The sequence below is a fragment of the Micromonospora sp. DT43 genome (assembly GCF_049841645.1).
Lineage (GTDB): Bacteria > Actinomycetota > Actinomycetes > Mycobacteriales > Micromonosporaceae > Micromonospora.
The window spans coordinates 58,405-73,552 of record NZ_JBNCKR010000001.1; the positions used below are offsets into that span (position 1 = coordinate 58,405).

The 15,148-nt window shown below is 70.3% G+C and carries 15 protein-coding genes; 10 read left to right on the forward strand and 5 right to left on the reverse strand.

Annotated features, from left to right (window positions below; genetic code table 11):
* Positions 1-344 precede the first annotated feature (344 nt).
* From ACLQ26_RS00270 to ACLQ26_RS00300, 7 genes are all read left to right on the forward strand, one after another.
* Positions 345-629 carry a GlsB/YeaQ/YmgE family stress response membrane protein gene (locus ACLQ26_RS00270; protein WP_266245137.1) on the forward strand — a complete coding sequence of 95 codons (285 nt, stop codon included), beginning with the start codon at positions 345-347 and terminating at the stop codon, positions 627-629.
* A 325-nt stretch (positions 630-954) separates the two neighbouring features.
* Positions 955-1,239 (forward strand): GlsB/YeaQ/YmgE family stress response membrane protein, encoded by a 285-nt coding sequence (locus ACLQ26_RS00275; protein ID WP_266245137.1) that lies wholly within the window; start codon positions 955-957, stop codon positions 1,237-1,239.
* 223 nt (positions 1,240-1,462) lie between these two features.
* The gene (locus ACLQ26_RS00280; protein ID WP_425742535.1) at positions 1,463-2,749 is read left to right on the forward strand and encodes a sugar ABC transporter substrate-binding protein; all 1,287 of its coding nucleotides are present in this window, start codon (positions 1,463-1,465) and stop codon (positions 2,747-2,749) included.
* Positions 2,746-3,732, forward strand: coding sequence for a carbohydrate ABC transporter permease (locus ACLQ26_RS00285; protein ID WP_363689262.1), 987 nt, complete (start codon positions 2,746-2,748; stop codon positions 3,730-3,732). The genes ACLQ26_RS00280 and ACLQ26_RS00285 overlap by 4 nt, the downstream gene beginning before the upstream one ends.
* Positions 3,729-4,559 carry a carbohydrate ABC transporter permease gene (locus ACLQ26_RS00290; RefSeq protein WP_234587171.1) on the forward strand — a complete coding sequence of 277 codons (831 nt, stop codon included), beginning with the start codon at positions 3,729-3,731 and terminating at the stop codon, positions 4,557-4,559. Before ACLQ26_RS00285 ends, ACLQ26_RS00290 begins: the two co-directional genes overlap by 4 nt.
* Before the next feature lie 95 nt (positions 4,560-4,654).
* Positions 4,655-5,296 (forward strand): MOSC domain-containing protein, encoded by a 642-nt coding sequence (locus ACLQ26_RS00295; protein WP_425742536.1) that lies wholly within the window; start codon positions 4,655-4,657, stop codon positions 5,294-5,296.
* A gap of 112 nt (positions 5,297-5,408) precedes the next feature.
* Complete coding sequence (locus tag ACLQ26_RS00300) at positions 5,409-6,605, forward strand: low temperature requirement protein A (RefSeq protein WP_425742537.1); 1,197 nt, start codon at positions 5,409-5,411, stop codon at positions 6,603-6,605.
* A gap of 25 nt (positions 6,606-6,630) precedes the next feature.
* On the opposite strand, the gene ACLQ26_RS00305 is transcribed toward ACLQ26_RS00300, so the two are convergent.
* The 3 genes from ACLQ26_RS00305 to ACLQ26_RS00315 all read right to left on the reverse strand — a co-directional run bounded on the left by ACLQ26_RS00305 (position 6,631) and on the right by ACLQ26_RS00315 (position 9,972).
* Entirely contained in the window at positions 6,631-7,833 is a 1,203-nt protein-coding gene (locus ACLQ26_RS00305) for a low temperature requirement protein A (protein ID WP_425742538.1), read from the reverse strand.
* A gap of 160 nt (positions 7,834-7,993) precedes the next feature.
* The gene (locus tag ACLQ26_RS00310; RefSeq protein ID WP_363689248.1) at positions 7,994-8,896 is read right to left on the reverse strand and encodes a phytanoyl-CoA dioxygenase family protein; all 903 of its coding nucleotides are present in this window, start codon (positions 8,894-8,896) and stop codon (positions 7,994-7,996) included.
* 221 nt (positions 8,897-9,117) lie between these two features.
* Positions 9,118-9,972 (reverse strand): hypothetical protein, encoded by an 855-nt coding sequence (locus tag ACLQ26_RS00315; protein WP_425742539.1) that lies wholly within the window; start codon positions 9,970-9,972, stop codon positions 9,118-9,120.
* Positions 9,973-10,245: 273 nt separating this feature from the next.
* On the opposite strand from ACLQ26_RS00315, the gene ACLQ26_RS00320 reads away from it, so the two are divergent.
* The gene (locus tag ACLQ26_RS00320; RefSeq protein WP_425742540.1) at positions 10,246-11,010 is read left to right on the forward strand and encodes an SDR family NAD(P)-dependent oxidoreductase; all 765 of its coding nucleotides are present in this window, start codon (positions 10,246-10,248) and stop codon (positions 11,008-11,010) included.
* 60 nt (positions 11,011-11,070) lie between these two features.
* Here ACLQ26_RS00320 and ACLQ26_RS00325 read toward each other — a convergent pair whose 3' ends face one another.
* Positions 11,071-11,880 carry an enoyl-CoA hydratase-related protein gene (locus ACLQ26_RS00325; protein WP_425742541.1) on the reverse strand — a complete coding sequence of 270 codons (810 nt, stop codon included), beginning with the start codon at positions 11,878-11,880 and terminating at the stop codon, positions 11,071-11,073.
* 19 nt (positions 11,881-11,899) lie between these two features.
* Between ACLQ26_RS00325 and hemW the strand changes: the two genes are divergently transcribed.
* Positions 11,900-13,123: a radical SAM family heme chaperone HemW gene (gene hemW, locus ACLQ26_RS00330; protein WP_425743118.1), complete on the forward strand. Its 1,224-nt coding sequence runs from the start codon at positions 11,900-11,902 to the stop codon at positions 13,121-13,123.
* A gap of 69 nt (positions 13,124-13,192) precedes the next feature.
* On the opposite strand, the gene ACLQ26_RS00335 is transcribed toward hemW, so the two are convergent.
* On the reverse strand, positions 13,193-13,834 hold the full coding sequence (locus ACLQ26_RS00335) for a DUF4870 domain-containing protein (RefSeq protein ID WP_425742542.1): 642 nt from the start codon (positions 13,832-13,834) through the stop codon (positions 13,193-13,195).
* A gap of 224 nt (positions 13,835-14,058) precedes the next feature.
* Here ACLQ26_RS00335 and hrcA point away from each other — a divergent pair, with 224 nt between their 5' ends.
* Positions 14,059-15,081, forward strand: a complete 1,023-nt coding sequence (gene hrcA / locus ACLQ26_RS00340) for a heat-inducible transcriptional repressor HrcA (RefSeq protein ID WP_425742543.1) — start codon at positions 14,059-14,061, stop codon at positions 15,079-15,081.
* The last annotated feature ends 67 nt before the right edge of the window (positions 15,082-15,148 follow it).

A 15,148-nucleotide genomic window follows, 5' to 3' on the forward strand; every position in this document is an offset into this window, starting at 1 on the left:
CGCGGCCTTGCCTGCCCCTGCCCGTGCCGCGCGGTGATCAAGAGGTTTGGCGTCATCCGCTCCCCGGATCCTGATGCGAACGTCTTGATCACCGGTGGCGGGCGGCCGGGGGGCCCGGCCGGGGGAGAAATTTTTTGGGGCGTGGCGTGCGGTCGTCGCCCTGGGCAACATGATGCCTGACCTGTGTGGACGCGTTTCCCCTCCAATCGACGCAGCCGCTCCCGCATCGACCGCGACAACTTCTTCGGGGTTGAGTCGGTTTGGATTTTTGGTGGGTCGGGAACTTAGTCGTCACGACAGGAAGCACACATTGTGTGTCAGACATTCTTAGAAGGAGGGCGACCGTGGAGCTCACCGTGTGGGGCATCATCACTGCCATCGTTGTTGGTCTCATTGTCGGGGCGCTCGGCCGCCTGGTTGTTCCGGGTCGGCAGAACATGCCGATGTGGCTGCACCTGCTGATCGGTATCGGTGCGGCTCTGCTGGGGACGGTGCTGGCGCGGGCGATGGGTATCGCGACCGAGACGTCCGGTATCGACTGGACGGAGCTGCTGGTGCAGGTCGTGGTGGCCGCGATCGCGGTCGCGCTGGTGGCTGGCGTGGGTGGCCGCCGCCGCGTCACCCGATGACAGCAGCACACCCGTAACACCGCACCACTTCCGAGGGGCGCCCGGCCGACAGGCCGGGCGCCCCTCGGCGTTCGGGATCGGCCCAGCGGCGTCGTGATCGACTCGGCTTCAGTGAAAGCGCGGTGTCCCCGGTGCTCGGACACCCCGACTTCAGCGAAGCCGAGTCGATCACGATGGGGCGGGCGCCCAGTGGAACGTCCCCTCGTGGCCAAGTCGTGATCGTCTGGGCCCCGAAGTCGGTTTGGATTTTTGGTGGGTCGGGAACTTAGTCGTCACGACAGGAAGCACACATTGTGTGTCAGACATTCTTAGAAGGAGGGCGACCGTGGAGCTCACCGTGTGGGGCATCATCACTGCCATCGTTGTTGGTCTCATTGTCGGGGCGCTCGGCCGCCTGGTTGTTCCGGGTCGGCAGAACATGCCGATGTGGCTGCACCTGCTGATCGGTATCGGTGCGGCTCTGCTGGGGACGGTGCTGGCGCGGGCGATGGGTATCGCGACCGAGACGTCCGGTATCGACTGGACGGAGCTGCTGGTGCAGGTCGTGGTGGCCGCGATCGCGGTCGCGCTGGTGGCTGGCGTGGGTGGCCGCCGCCGCGTCACCCGGTAACAACCTGGCATCACCGCACCACGGAAAAGAGCGTCCGACCACCGGTCGGGCGCTCTTTCGTGGTGGAGTGCCCGGGTTCGGCCCTGTGCCACCGCCCTTCGGGTCGGTGCCCTGCGGTACCGTCGCCTCGCTTTGGCCAGCCCGCCCACTGTCGTAAAGGATTTCTTCGTACTAGGGTGCGGCGGAGAAGGTTAGTTCCAAGCGGCGCGAGGGGAGAAGTGGCGTGAACAGGTGGAAGCGGCTGGCCCCGGTCACCGCCGTGGTGGCCTCGGCCGCGATGGTGCTGACCGGCTGCGGAGGCTCCGACGACAAGGCGGCCGACGACAGCAAGCTCACGGTCTGGATGATGGGCGAGGGCGGCGACGCGCAGAACAAGTTCCTCGACGGCGTCGAGGCGGAGTTCCGCCAGAAGCACCCCGACACCGACGTGGTCGTGCAATACATCCCCTGGCTGGAGGCGCCCAAGAAGTTCCAGGCCGCGCTCGCCGGTGGTGCGGGACCGGACGTCACCGAGCTGGGCAACACCGAGACCCAGGGCTGGGCCGCGCAGGAGGCGCTCGCCGACGTGAGTGGTCGGATGGGCGGCTGGGCGGACGGCAAGGACCTGCTTCCCGACCTGGTGCGCAACGCGCAGCTCGACGGCAAGCAGTACGGCGTGCCCTGGTACGCCGGTGTGCGCGCGATCTACTACCGCACCGACTGGTTCGCCGAGGCCGGCGTGCAGCCCCCGAAGACCTGGGACGAGCTGGTCACCGTGGCCAAGGCCGTGCAGGCGAAGAAGAAGGGCACCTACGGCATCGCGCTGCCGGGCAACTCCGAGCTGCCCTTCTACTCGTTCCTCTGGGGCGCCGGCGCGGAGATCGCGACCAACCAGGGCGGCGCCTGGAAGTCCGGCTACAACACGCCGGAGGCGCAGCGGGCCGTCAAGTACTGGACCGACCTCGTGACCGTCCACAAGGTGGCCCCGCCGGCCGCCGCCGGCTGGAACGAGATCGACGCGCGCACCCAGTTCGCCACCGGCAAGGCCGCCATGGCGTTCGCCGGTAGCTGGCAGCAGGGCGCCATCAAGAAGGACAACCCCGAGATCGAGAAGGTCTGGGGTACGTTCCCGATCCCCGGCCCGGACGGCAAGGCCGCGCCCGGTTTCGCAGGTGGTTCGGATGTGGCGATCTGGAAGGACAGCGAGCGTCAGGATCTGGCCTGGGACTACCTGACCGTGCTGCTGAACAAGAAGAACGCGCAGAGCTTCGCGAGCAGCCTCGGCTTCTTCCCGGTCTACAAGGACCTGGTCGCCGGTGACACGTACGCCAACGACAAGGTGATGGCGGCGTTCGCCACCACCATGCAGAACACCAAGCTCACGCCGCTCACCCCGAAGTGGGTGGAGGTCAGCCGCACGAAGACGGTGACCCAGGCGATGAACAGCTCGGTCATGAAGGGTCAGAAGACGGTCGAGAAGGCTACCGCCGACGCGGCCGGTGAGATGGAAAGCATCCTCAACTCCAAGTGACCACGCTGACCGAGGTGCCGGAGACGGCCGCCGCGCGGGAGAACCCCGCGCGGCGGCGTCGCCGGGTGGACCGCCTGCCCTACCTGCTGCTCCTGCCCGCCCTGGTGATCATCGGGGTGCTGCTGCTCTGGCCGCTCGGCCAGGTGGTGGCCATGTCCTTCTACCGGCTGAACAGCGTCCGGCAGTTGCGCGGCGACCGGGAGTGGCCGTGGGTGGGGCTCGGCAACTACACGGACATCCTCTCCGACCCGTTCTTCCTGACGGTGCTGCGTAACACAGTGCTGTTCGCCGCGGCCAACGTGCTGCTCACGATGGTGCTCGGCACCCTGGTCGGGCTGCTGCTCAACCGGCTCGGCCGCAAGATGGCCACCTTCGTCGCCAGTTGCGTGATGCTCGCCTGGGCCACCCCGGCGCTGACCGGCACGATCGTCTGGAAGTGGATCTTCGACGACACGAGTGGTCTGGTCACCTGGCTGTTCAACGCGCTGCCGGACGGCCTGTCCAACGGTCTCTTCGGCCGCAGCGACTGGACCGGCTACGGCTGGTTCAACTCCCCGCTGCTCTTCTTCGCCATCCTGACCCTGGTGGTCGTGTGGCACTCGTTCCCGTTCATCGCGGTGAGCGTGCTCGCCGGTCTGAAGAGCGTGCCGAGCGAGTTGCACGAGGCGGCCCGCGTGGACGGCGCCAGCCCGTGGCGGGTCTTCTGGAAGATCACGTTCCCGCTGTTGCGCCCGGTCTTCGGGATCCTGATCGTGCTCTCCACCATCTGGGACTTCAAGGTCTTCACCCAGCAGTTCGTCCTGGCCGGCGGCACCCAGGACCGGCCGACGTTCATGCTCTCCATCTACTCGTACGCCGAGGCCTTCTCGCCGCCGCCGAAGTACGGCCTCGGCGCGGCCATCGCGGTGATCCTCACGCTGATCCTGCTCGTGGTGACCGGCTTCTACGTACGGATGGTGCTCAGGCAGGAGGACGAGTCGTGAAGAAGGTGGCCCTCAACGCCGCCGGGCTGCTGGTCGCGCTCTTCGCGGCGTTCCCGGTCTACTGGATGATCTCGACCTCGTTGAAGCCGAGCAGCGAGATCTTCTCGTCGACCCCGCAACCGGTGCCGGCCCACCCGACGCTGGCGCACTACCGGGAGATCCTGACCGGCAACCTGATCCCCGGCGTCAGCTTCCTGGACTTCTTCGTCAACAGCGCGATCGTCGCCGTCTCGACCGTGGTGCTCAGCGGCCTGGTAGCCCTGCTCGCCGCGACGGCGGTGGCCCGGTTCCGCTTCAAGCTGCGGACCAGCTTCCTGATCATGCTGCTCGTGGTGCAGATGATCCCGCTGGAGGCGTTGGTCATCCCGCTGTTCCTGATGATCCAGCGGCTCGGGCTCTACAACACCCTGCCCAGCCTGATCCTCACGTACCTCGGCTTCTCGCTGCCGTTCGCGGTCTGGATGCTGCGCGGTTTCGTCGCCGCCGTGCCGAAGGAGTTGGAGGAGGCGGCGGCCATCGACGGCGCGAGCCGGGCCCAGACGTTCCGTCGGGTGCTGTTCCCGCTCGTCGCGCCGGGCCTGGTCGCCACCAGCATCTTCTCCTTCATCACCGCGTGGAACGAGCTGATCTTCGCGTTGACGTTCATCAACGACCAGGGTCGCTACACGCTGCCGGTGGCGATGACGTTCTTCTTCGGGCGCGACGACACCAACTGGGGGCCGGTCATGGCCGCCTCCACCCTGTTCACCCTGCCGGTCATCATCTTCTTCCTGCTGGTGCAGCGGCGGATGGTCTCCGGCCTGGTGGCCGGCGCGGTCAAGGGCTGACCCACCGGCCGAGGGACGAGCCCCCGGCTCGAGGGTCGAGCCAAGCCGGAGGTTGCGGACGGTCGGGACACCGCCCCGCAACTAGGCTGTCGGTCATGACGGGCAGGGTGGCAGCGGTGAACATCGGCGTCGTGACCGAGGCGGCGTGGGCGGGCGACGCGAGCGGTCGCAGCGGCATCGACAAGCGACCGGTCGACGGGCCGGTGTCGGTGCTCACCCAGGGCCTGGCCGGTGACTTCGTCGGCGAGCGGGCCGTGCACGGCGGGCCGGACAAGGCCGTCTACGCGTACGCCGAGGAGGACGCCGCGTGGTGGTCGGCCGAGATCGGCCGGTCGATCCGCTCGGGCGGCTTCGGGGAGAACCTGACCACGTACGCCATCGACCTGACCGGCGCGGTCATCGGCGAGCAGTGGGCGGTGGGCACTGCGGTGCTCCAGGTGACGATGCCGCGTTACCCCTGCACGACGTTCGCTGGTTTCTGGGGAGTGCCAGACCTGATCCGGCGCTTCACCGTGCGGGCCAGCCCTGGGGCGTACCTGCGGGTGCTGCGCGAGGGTGAGGTGGGTGCCGGCGATCCGGTCGAGGTGGTCGACCGCCCCGCGCACGGGGTGACCATCGGCGAGGTGTTCCGGGCGACCAGCCTGGAGCCGGAGCTGCTGCCCCGCCTGCTCGACGCGGACGACCTGCCTTCGCCGATGCGCGAGAAGGTCCGCCGCCGCCTCTCCTCCCGCGGCTGACCGCGACTCCGCGCGGCCGGCGGCCGGTAAGAACCGGATGACGGGACTGCCGGCAGGGAGTTGCCCGTATTGTCCCCACTGAGGGCATGCGGTGGAGGCCGGGTGGGGCGCGATGTCGATGGCAACGGACGGCGACGCCGCCGCGGCGATGCCCACCGATCCGGACCTGGGGCGTCCGGCATTCCTGGAACTCTTCTTCGATCTCGTGTACGTCTTCGCGCTTGTCACCTTGGCGACCATGCTGGCCAAGGACCTGACCTGGACCGGCCTCGCCGAGGTGCTGGTGCTGCTGCTCGCGTTCACGATGATCTGGGCGCTTACCGTGTGGACGGCCGACACCATCGACCTGACCCGTCCATCCGGGCAGGGGCATCTCATCTCGGTGGCGGCGGCCAGTCTGCTGTTGGCCGCGGCGGCGGCCGACGCGTACGGCGATCGCGCACTGCTCTTCGCGGTCACCTTCCTGGCCATCCCGCTCAGCACCACCGCCTACTACGCCGTGTTCGTCGCGCGGGGCCGGAGCGTGCCGCGTTCGACAATCCGGATCCAGACCTGGAAGGCCGTCGCAGGCGTGGGCTGGATCGCCGGAGCGCTCGTCGGCGGCTCGGGTCAGCTGCCGATCTGGGCGCTCGCGATCGTCGTCGAGTACGTCGCGGCGGTGTTCGGCTGGCCGCTGCCCCGGATCGGCCGCTCACGACCCCGGGACTGGCGGCTGGTCGACGCGCGGGTGGCCGAGCGCTACCGGCAGTTCGTCATCATCGCTCTCGGGGTGTCGATCTTCGTGACCGGTACGACCTTCAGCAGGAGCGAGTACACCCTGGAGCGCGTCTGGGCCCTGCTCGTGGTGTTCAGCACTGTGGTGCTGATGTGGCGGATCTACATCTACCGCGCCGGTGAGCTGCTGACCGACGCGATCGCCAGGTCGACCGACCCGGCGCTGCTCACCCAGTCCGCCGCGGTCACCCACCTGATCATGGTGGCCGGAATCGCCGGCGCGGCGGTCACCAGCCACCTCGTGGTGGGTCGCCCGTTGGGCGAGACCCCGCCGTCGTGGGCCGCGGTCATCCTCGGCGGTCCGGCGTTGTACCTGCTCGGTCGGGGGGTCCTCGACTTCACAGTGTTCGGACGGATCTCGCGGTCCCGGCTGGCCGGTGTGGTGCTGCTGGCGTGCCTGGCGCCTGTCGCGCCCCTGCTGCCGCCGGTCATGGTCGCGCTGCTCGCCATGGTCGTGCTGGCCCTGATCGCCGTGGCGAACCTGGTCAGCACCCGACGACACGCCCGTACGCCGGCACCGCCGATGCTCGGGTGAGACTCCGTGCTGGCACGGTGGCCCCTCAGCGGGCCGGCGCGGTGGCCTCGACCCGTCCGCGACGGGCGGCCAGCCCTTCCCCGACCAGGGTGAGCAGCAGGACCAGGTTCGCCACCACCAGGACGGTGAGCGGCGGCAGCCGGATCACGCCGGGTGCCGCCAGGGCGCACAGCAGCACGACCGCGAGCACCGCGATCGCCAGCACCCGCGACCAGAGGAACCGGGCCGTCACCACGGCATCGAACAGCACGCTGCCGAGCAGGAACAGCACCGGCCCGCCGAGGATGGTGGCCATCAGCTCCACAGGCGTGTTACCGGACGGCCGAACGATGACCATCGAGGTGCCGGTCGAGATCACGACCACCCCGGCCACCATCACCAGATGGGTGTACGAGGTGGAGGTGCCGGAGCGGACCCGCTCCACAGTCGTGACGCTCGGTGGGGCCAGGATCCGCTGGACACGCTGGAAGTAGAGCTGGAACAGCAGGACCGCGCTGACGAAGGCGACAGCGCCGGCGGTCACCTGCCCGGCCGTGAACCCACTGCCGGCCAACCTCGTGCCGGTGCTGAGGATCAACTCGCCGAGCGCGACGATGAAGATCGCCCGGTGCCGCTCGGAGAGGTGCACCCCGGTGAAGATCTGGCTGGCGAGCTCGGTCCGCCCCAGCCCCGGCGTCGGCCAGCCGATCCGTGCCGAGCCGAGGTCGACCGCCACCGCGAGCGACCAGAGCACCAGACGAGCCGTGTCGTCCACGAACACCCCGGCCACCCAGGGCGTCGCGGTGATGCCGAACCAGAAGAAGACCCGGACGCTGCGGGCCTGGATCGGACGGTTCACCCGGGTGCCCGGGATCAGGACGGCGTCCCGGACCAGGTGGATGCCGAAGTACGCGGCGACGAAGAGCCACCCGTACCGGCCGAAGGCGTACGGTGTCGCGATCGCCATCAGCAGGGTGCCGAGCATGACCAGCAGGACGGTCGCCTGGATGATCGGCAGTCGGGGGTCGAACAGGTCGGTGAGCCATGCGGTGAGCACCCAGACCCACCAGGCGGCCAGCAGCAGGACGGCGGTCTGCGCCGCACTCCGGATGGTGAGGTCCTCGCCCAGGCTGGCAGCGAGCCGGGAGAGCAGGAAGATGTAGACCAGGTCGAAGAAGAATTCCAGGAAGGTCGGATATTCCGGCTCGCCGCGTCGGCGGAGGATCCGGGGGAGCGGAGCGGACGTCATCGCGGCTGCCTCCGGTGCCACCCCGCGCCCCGGGCGGGCGCTGCGCCCCGGGCCTGCCTACCGTCACGCTACCGACAGTGCGGCGCCGGGTGGCCCGGAAGCGGATACGAGAACGGCCCCCTGCCGCCGTTGGCAGGGGGCCGTTCTCAGCCGCGGGTGATCAGCGCAGCCAGGGAACGCTGCGGTCCAGCAGACCGCGCTCCTTGAGCTCCTTGCGCAGCGGGATCTCGTCGTCGACGTACCCGTCCCAGTTGATGCCCCAGTAGTTGGCGGTGTGGGTGCCCTCACCGATCAGCTGGCGCTGCACGGGCGTGCGGTTGCGGTACCACTCGCCGTCCAGGTCCGGGTGCAGCTCGTCGAGCGGGCGGATCCACCGGTAGGTGTAGCCGACGAAGAGCATCTTGCGGGTGATCGTCGACAGGTTCGTCGAGCGGGAGTGCCACTGCCGACGGTCGAAGATGAACGCGTCGCCCGGGTTCGCGGTGATCTCCACCGTGCCCTCCGGGTCGGGGTTCTGCACGGTGAGGTCCGCCGGCCGGGGCAGCGAGTTCTTCAGGTGGCTGCCCGGGATGACCTTGGTGGCGCCACGGCCGGTCTCCGACAGGTCGGAGAGCACGTACGCGACCTTCAGCGAGAACATCGGCCGGGGCAGGTTCGGGTCCATCGTCTCCGGGTCGGAGTTCTGGCGGTACCCGTCCTGGTGCCAGCCCCAGTACGGCTTCTCCGGCTCGAGAGCCGGCGGGGTGACGTCCAGGTGGTTGTGGTGGGTGTAGATGTTCCAGCCGGCCAGCCCCCACATGTACGGGAAGGCGATCGGGTGGGTGAGCAGCTCGCCGAAGAGCTCGTCGCGCTCCAGGAAGCCCAGCAGGTGCAGCGTGCCGTCCTTCTTGGTGTTGCCCTTGGCCTGCTCCTCCGCGTAGACGCGGTCGACCGCCGCCTCCAGCGCCGCCCGGTGGTCCTCCGTCAGGACGTTGCGCAGCAGGAGGAAGCCCTGCTCGTGAAACTCCTTGCGGTCAGTGTCGCTGATCGGTTCGTAGCCGGTCCGGTCGCCGTAATCGAACACCGCGTCGTACCCCTCCCCATGAGGTGAAACCATTTCTGGCACAGGCCGCCGATCGTAACGCGACTGTCCATGCGTCGGGGAGGGCGTGCGACGTGGGCGGGCCCCGGCCAGACCGCATGCAGCGGTACTGCTGCACACGGTGACATCTCTGGGGTCAATTGGGTGCTCTGTGGTGCCGTGACCGATTGTGCGGTGACTGCCGGTTAAGAGATCCGGGTCGCTCAGCCCTCGGCGAAGACCTCGGCCACCACCTGGCCCGCAGGACCCTGCTCGCCGGTGACCCGGCCCCAGGTGCCGTTGCGGGCGGTCCACTCCAGGTCGCCGAAGCGGACCCGTTTCACCCCGTGGTCCTGGGCGTGCGAGACCAGCCAGTGCGCGTACCGCCAGCCGTCGCGCTTGTCGTCCGCCGTCACCGCAAGCCCGGTCTGGCTGGCCGGGTCGGCGCTCGACACACCCCAGTCCAGCACCAGGTTGCGGGTCAGCTGGGCGGCCGCCGCCGCGCCGTGCATCACCGGGGTACGCCCCACCGTGCACGCCACCGCGCCTGTGACGTCGCCGAGCAGGGCCTTGGTGAGCACCTCGGAGTCGTCGGCCCACTTCTGGTACGCCTCGGGGAACGCCGAGCGCTGCACCCGCTGGGCGGCGTCGGTGACCCGCATCTTCTCCCAGCCGCGCACCTTCTTGAGCGCCTTGTAGAACCGGTTCGCCGCGTAGCGGGGGTCGCGGATCTGCGCCGACGTGCCCCAGCCCTGACTCGGACGCTGCTGGAACAGGCCGACCGAGTCCCGGTCGCCGTCGGGGAGGTTGCGCAGCCCCGACTCCTGGTACGCGGTGGCCAGCGCGATCACCACGGCCCGCTCCGGCATCCCGCGCTGGGCGCCGATCGCCGCGATGGTCGCCGCGTTGGCCATCTGCTCGACGTCCAGCGCGACCCGGCCGTCGGCCTGGACCGTGCAGGTGCGGCCCGCCAGCGGCAGGCGCAGTTCATTCCCGACCTGCCGGACGACGAGCCAGATCGCGATCACGGCGACGAGGATGAGCACCACTCCACCCGCCACGGCTGCCCGAGTTCGCACCCACACCCCCTGAACGACAGTTCGACAAGCGTACGTCCCCGTTGGCGTCGTCCGGGTCGTCCGAGCGGTTCGGGGTCCACGGTGCCGGCGCGTACCGAACGGGACGTTCCCGCTCCGGCGGCGAACTCACCTGCCGCGTCGGTCGGACTCCGGCCTGTCTTCCAGGTCACCCGAGCCTCGGTTGGGGAAGCGATCGACCGATCGGGGACTTGGGCGATTGACACGTCAATCAGGGGGCCGGAAACGGATCCTGACCAGGCAAGGAGAAGTTCGATGGGCATGCTGGACGGCAAGGTCGTACTCATCACCGGCACCGGCGGCGGTCTGGGCCGCGTCGCGGCGCTCACCTTCGCCCGCGAGGGCGCGAAGGTCGTCGGAGCCGACATCCAGGTCGACGGCAACAACGAGACGGTCGACCTCGTCCGGGCGGCCGGAGGGGAGATGACGAGCGTCGCGCCCGTCGACCTGACCGACCCGGAACAGGCCCGGAAGCTCGTCGAGGACGCCGCGACCGTCTACGGCGGGCTCGACGTGGTCTACAACAACGCGGCAGCGCTGCGCTTCGGCCCGATGCCCGACTTCTCGGTGGAGGACTGGCGCTACACGATCACCGGGGAACTCGACATTCCCTACTTCGTGTCGAAGTACGCCTGGCCGCACCTGGTCCGGCGCGGTGGCGGCGTCATCATCAACGCCGCCTCGATGGCCGGCATGATCGCGGGCCAGGTCCCCCCGATGGTGGGCCACACCGCGGCGAACGCAGGCGTCATCGGTCTGACGCGGCAGCTCGCGCTCGAAGGCGCACCCCACGGCATCCGCGCGGTGGCCGTCAGCCCCGGCCCGATCCTCACCCCGGCCAGTGAGCGGGACCTCGGTGACAACCAGGCGGCCCGGGACGCCATCACGGCGAAGACGCTCCTCAAGCGCTTCGCCCGCCCGGAGGAGGTCGCCGAGCTGGTGGTCTTCCTCGCGTCCGACCGGGCGTCGTACATCACCGGAGCGAACTACCCCGTCGACGGCGGCGCGACCGCCTGGTGACCCGACCGGACACCGGGGCGCCGACAACACGGCGGCGCCCCGGCAGGCCAACGGCCGGTCCTATCCGGCATGATCGCCGGAACCGTCGTCCAGAGCGGGCACCCAGCGCGCCGGCCTCTTCTCCCGGAACGCGGTGACTCCCTCGCGCCCCTCGTCGGAGAGGAAGTAGCCGGTGGAGAGGGCGGACAGCCGGGCCAGGTCACCTCGCAGCTCGGCGGCGCCCGGCCGGCGCAGCAGCTCCTTCGCGCCGGCCAGCGCGCCGGGCGCACCGCGCACCAGCGAGTCGCAGTAGCGCCGTACCGCGTCGTCCAGCCCGTCCGCCGGCACGCTCGCGGTGACCAGGCCGATCTCGGCGGCCCGTCGGCCGTCGAAGGTGTCGCCGGTCAGGTACAGCTCGGCGGCGGCACGCGGGTGCAGTCGGGGCAGCACGGTCGCCGAGATCACCGCCGGGATCACCCCGATCCGTACCTCGGTGAACGCGAACGTCGCCTCGTCGGCGCAGACCGCCAGGTCGGCGGCCGCGATCAGGCCCAGCCCGCCGGCCCGCGCCGGCCCGGCGACCCGCGCGAGCACCGGCTTCGGGCACTCCCACAGCGCCGCGAGGACGTCGCCAAGCATCCCGGCCGGCACCGTTCCGCTGGCGTACGCCGCGGCGGTCTCCTTCAGGTCCGCGCCGGAGCAGAAGACCGGGCCGGTGTGGTCCAGCACGATCGCCCGGACCGCGTCGTCGGCCACCGCCTCGGCCAGCCCGGCCAGCAACTGGGTCATCAGGGCTGTGGAGAGCGCGTTGCGGTTGTGCGGGCTGTCGAGGGTGAGGGTGGTCACCCCACGGGCCGTGGCGACCCGCACGAGGACGTCGGGAGAGGTCATGCCGGGCACACTAGTGGCCATGCCCGGCGTCCTTCCAGATGGTGAGACCGTCCCCGTCGACGGATCGCTGCCCGCCACCGCCACCTCGGCGGTCGGCGCGCGCGGCTTCGGCGTGTACGTCCACGTGCCGTTCTGCGCCAGCCGCTGCGGCTACTGCGACTTCAACACCTACACGGCAGCTGAGCTGGGTGGGGGCGCCAGCCGCGAGGCGTACGCCGACACCGTGCTGGCCGAGCTGGCGCTCGCCGCCCGGGTGCTCGGCGACAACCCGCCGCCCCGGGTCGACACGGTCTTCGTCGGCGGCGGCACCCCCACCCTGCTCCCCGCCGACGACCTGGCCCGCATCCTCGACGGCATCGACCGCACCTGGGGGCTCGCCGCCGACGTCGAGGTGACCACCGAGGCCAACCCGGAGTCGGTCACCCCGGAGTCGTTGCGGCGGCTGCGGGCCGCCGGCTACACCCGGATCTCGCTGGGCATGCAGTCCGCCTCCCCTGGGGTGCTCGCGATCCTGGACCGCAAACACAGCGCCGGTCGGGCCACCGCCGCCGCCCTGGAGGCACGCGACGCCGGGTTCGAGCACGTCAACCTGGACCTGATCTACGGCACGCCCGGGGAGCGCGCCGAGGACTTCGCCGCCACGCTGGAGCAGGTCGTGGCCGCAGGGGTGGACCACGTCAGCGCGTACGCCCTGATCGTCGAGGACGGCACCCGGCTCGCCGCCCGGATGAAACGCGGCGAGCTGGCGTACCCCAGTGACGACGTGGCCGCGGACCGTTACCTCGCCGCGGAGGCCGCACTCGACGCGGCCGGGCTCTCCTGGTACGAGGTCTCCAACTGGGCCCGCACCGACGAGGCGCGCTGCCGGCACAACCTGCTCTACTGGACCGGCGCGGACTGGTGGGGGCTGGGGCCGGGGGCGCACAGCCACGTCGGCGGGGTGCGCTGGTGGAACGTCAAACACCCCTCGGCGTACGCCCAGCGGTTGGCCGCGGGTGCGTCTCCCGGCCTGGCCCGGGAGGTGCTCACGGTCGACGAGGCGCACATGGAGGACGTGATGCTCCGGCTGCGACTCGCCAGTGGCCTGCCGCTGGCGGTGCTCGACGGCACCGGCCGGGCCGGTGCGGAGCGGGCGCTGGCCGACGGCCTGCTGGACGCCGATGAGTACGCGGCCGGTCGGGCGGTGCTCACCCTGCGCGGGCGGTTGCTCGCCGACGCGGTCGTGCGCGACCTGCTGCCCTGAGTGGGCTCCCGCTGCCCCGGAGCGGGGCAGCGGGTGCTGCGGGCCGGCCGGGGGAGCGGCCGGACCGGATCACTTGATGAAGTTGGCTGACATCGGGTAGCGGTAGGGGGTGCCCTCGTTGGCCTTCATGCCCGCGATGATCCCGAACAGGATCTGGATCACCACGACGGCGATGCTGGGCAGGAAGAGCAGGCACCAGCTCACGAAGAGCAGCACGAACGCGATGATCGACCAGAGGATCTGGAAGTTGAGGGCGGCCAGAGCATGCGCCCGGACGGTCGGCGACTGGTTGCCGCGGGCCAGGTAGGCGATGAGCGGGGCGACGAAGCCCAGCGGACCAAAGCTGATCAGCGCGCCGAGGGCACCGCCGAAGTGCGCGACCAACGCCCAGGTCTTGTCCTCGTTGTTGGCATAGCCGCCGCCGGGGCCGCCGTAGGCGCCACCGGTCGGGTACCCGCCAGCGGGGTAACCGCCGGGCGGGGGGTAACCGCCGGGCGGCGGATAGCCACCCGCCGGAGGGTAGCCACCTGACGGCGGTTGGTCACCGGTGGGCGGCGGATAGCCACCGGCCGGGGGATAGCCGCCCGGGCCGGGTGCCCCGGACAGTGGTGCGGTGGGCGGCTCGGCCGCGGAGGACGAGCCCGGGGGAGTCGGCTCCGGCGGGTAACTGCCGGGGTCTCCCGCACCGGGAGGGCGAGGTGGTTCAGTCATGACTGTCACGGTAGGTGCCCGCAGCAAGGTCGCACCAGAGCGACACCGGCCGGCCACGCGGGCCGATCGGCCGGATGGGGTGGCACGGGCCGCAGCGGCGGCCTGTCGTTGATCATCGCGTCGGCGGGGGCGCCGACGTAGACTGGCACTCGTTACAGTCGAGTGCCAGGGCGGCCGTCGGCCCCGGTGGGCCGTCGGCCGACGTGCGACAGGAGGTGCGGAGGATGGGTCTGGACGACCGCAAGCTCGCCGTGCTCCGCGCCATCGTCGAGGACTACGTCTCCACCCAGGAGCCGGTCGGCAGCAAGGCGCTTGTCGAGCGGCACCAACTAGGTGTCTCCCCGGCGACGGTCCGCAACGACATGGCCGTGCTGGAGGAGGAGGGCTACATCCGGCAGCCGCACACAAGTGCCGGCCGGGTGCCCACCGACCGTGGCTACCGGCTCTTCGTCGACAGGTTGTCCCGGGTCAAGCCGCTCAGCCCTGCCGAACGCCGGGCCATCGAGCGCTTCCTCGTCGGCGCGGTCGACCTCGACGACGTGGTGCACCGCACCGTACGCCTGCTTGCCCAGCTCACCCGGCAGGTGGCAGTCGTGCAGTACCCGTCGCTGGCCCGCTCCTCGGTGCGGCACCTGGAGCTGGTGCCGATCTCCACCACCCGGCTGATGCTCGTCATGATCGCCGACACCGGCCGGGTCGAGCAGCGGTTGGTGGAGCTGCCCGGGCCGGTGCCCGCCGACGACGTCACCGACCTGCGCCGAGTGATAAACGAGAAGCTCGCCGGCGCCCGCCTGTCCGACACCCCGCCGCTGGTGCAGGCGCTTGTCGAGGAGGTGCCGCCCAAGCTGCGTCCGACGATGACCACCCTCGCCACGGTCCTGTTGGAGACGCTCGTCGAGCGGCACGAGGAGCGCATCGCCCTGGCCGGCACCGCCAACCTCACCCGGGGTGGCCTGCTCGACTTCCAGGGCTCACTGCGGCCGATCCTGGAGGCTCTGGAGGAGGAGGTCGTGCTGCTCAAGCTCATCGGCGAGACCGAGCCCAGCACGACCCGGGTGCTGATCGGCGACGAGAACGAGTTCGACAACCTGCGCGCCGCCTCGGTGGTCAGCACCGGGTACGGCCCGGGGGCCACCATCGTGGGTGGCCTCGGTGTGTTGGGGCCCACCCGCATGGACTACCCCGGCAATATCGCCACGGTGCGCGCCGTGGCACGCTACGTGGGCGAGCTGCTGGCCCAGAACTGACAGGTCAGGGCCGACGGCCGGCTGCGGCCGCCGGTCGGCGTAACGCGAGACGAACATGAGGACACGG

Coding starts and splice junctions, on each gene's coding strand:
- ACLQ26_RS00295 (WP_425742536.1), top strand. CDS start 4,655: ATGACGGGCAGGGTGGCAGCGGTGAACATCGGCGTCGTGACCGAGGCG.
- ACLQ26_RS00300 (WP_425742537.1), top strand. CDS start 5,409: ATGTCGATGGCAACGGACGGCGACGCCGCCGCGGCGATGCCCACCGAT.
- ACLQ26_RS00305 (WP_425742538.1), bottom strand. CDS start 7,833: ATGACGTCCGCTCCGCTCCCCCGGATCCTCCGCCGACGCGGCGAGCCG.
- ACLQ26_RS00320 (WP_425742540.1), top strand. CDS start 10,246: ATGGGCATGCTGGACGGCAAGGTCGTACTCATCACCGGCACCGGCGGC.
- ACLQ26_RS00325 (WP_425742541.1), bottom strand. CDS start 11,880: ATGACCTCTCCCGACGTCCTCGTGCGGGTCGCCACGGCCCGTGGGGTG.
- hemW (WP_425743118.1), top strand. CDS start 11,900: ATGCCCGGCGTCCTTCCAGATGGTGAGACCGTCCCCGTCGACGGATCG.
- ACLQ26_RS00335 (WP_425742542.1), bottom strand. CDS start 13,834: ATGACTGAACCACCTCGCCCTCCCGGTGCGGGAGACCCCGGCAGTTAC.
- hrcA (WP_425742543.1), top strand. CDS start 14,059: ATGGGTCTGGACGACCGCAAGCTCGCCGTGCTCCGCGCCATCGTCGAG.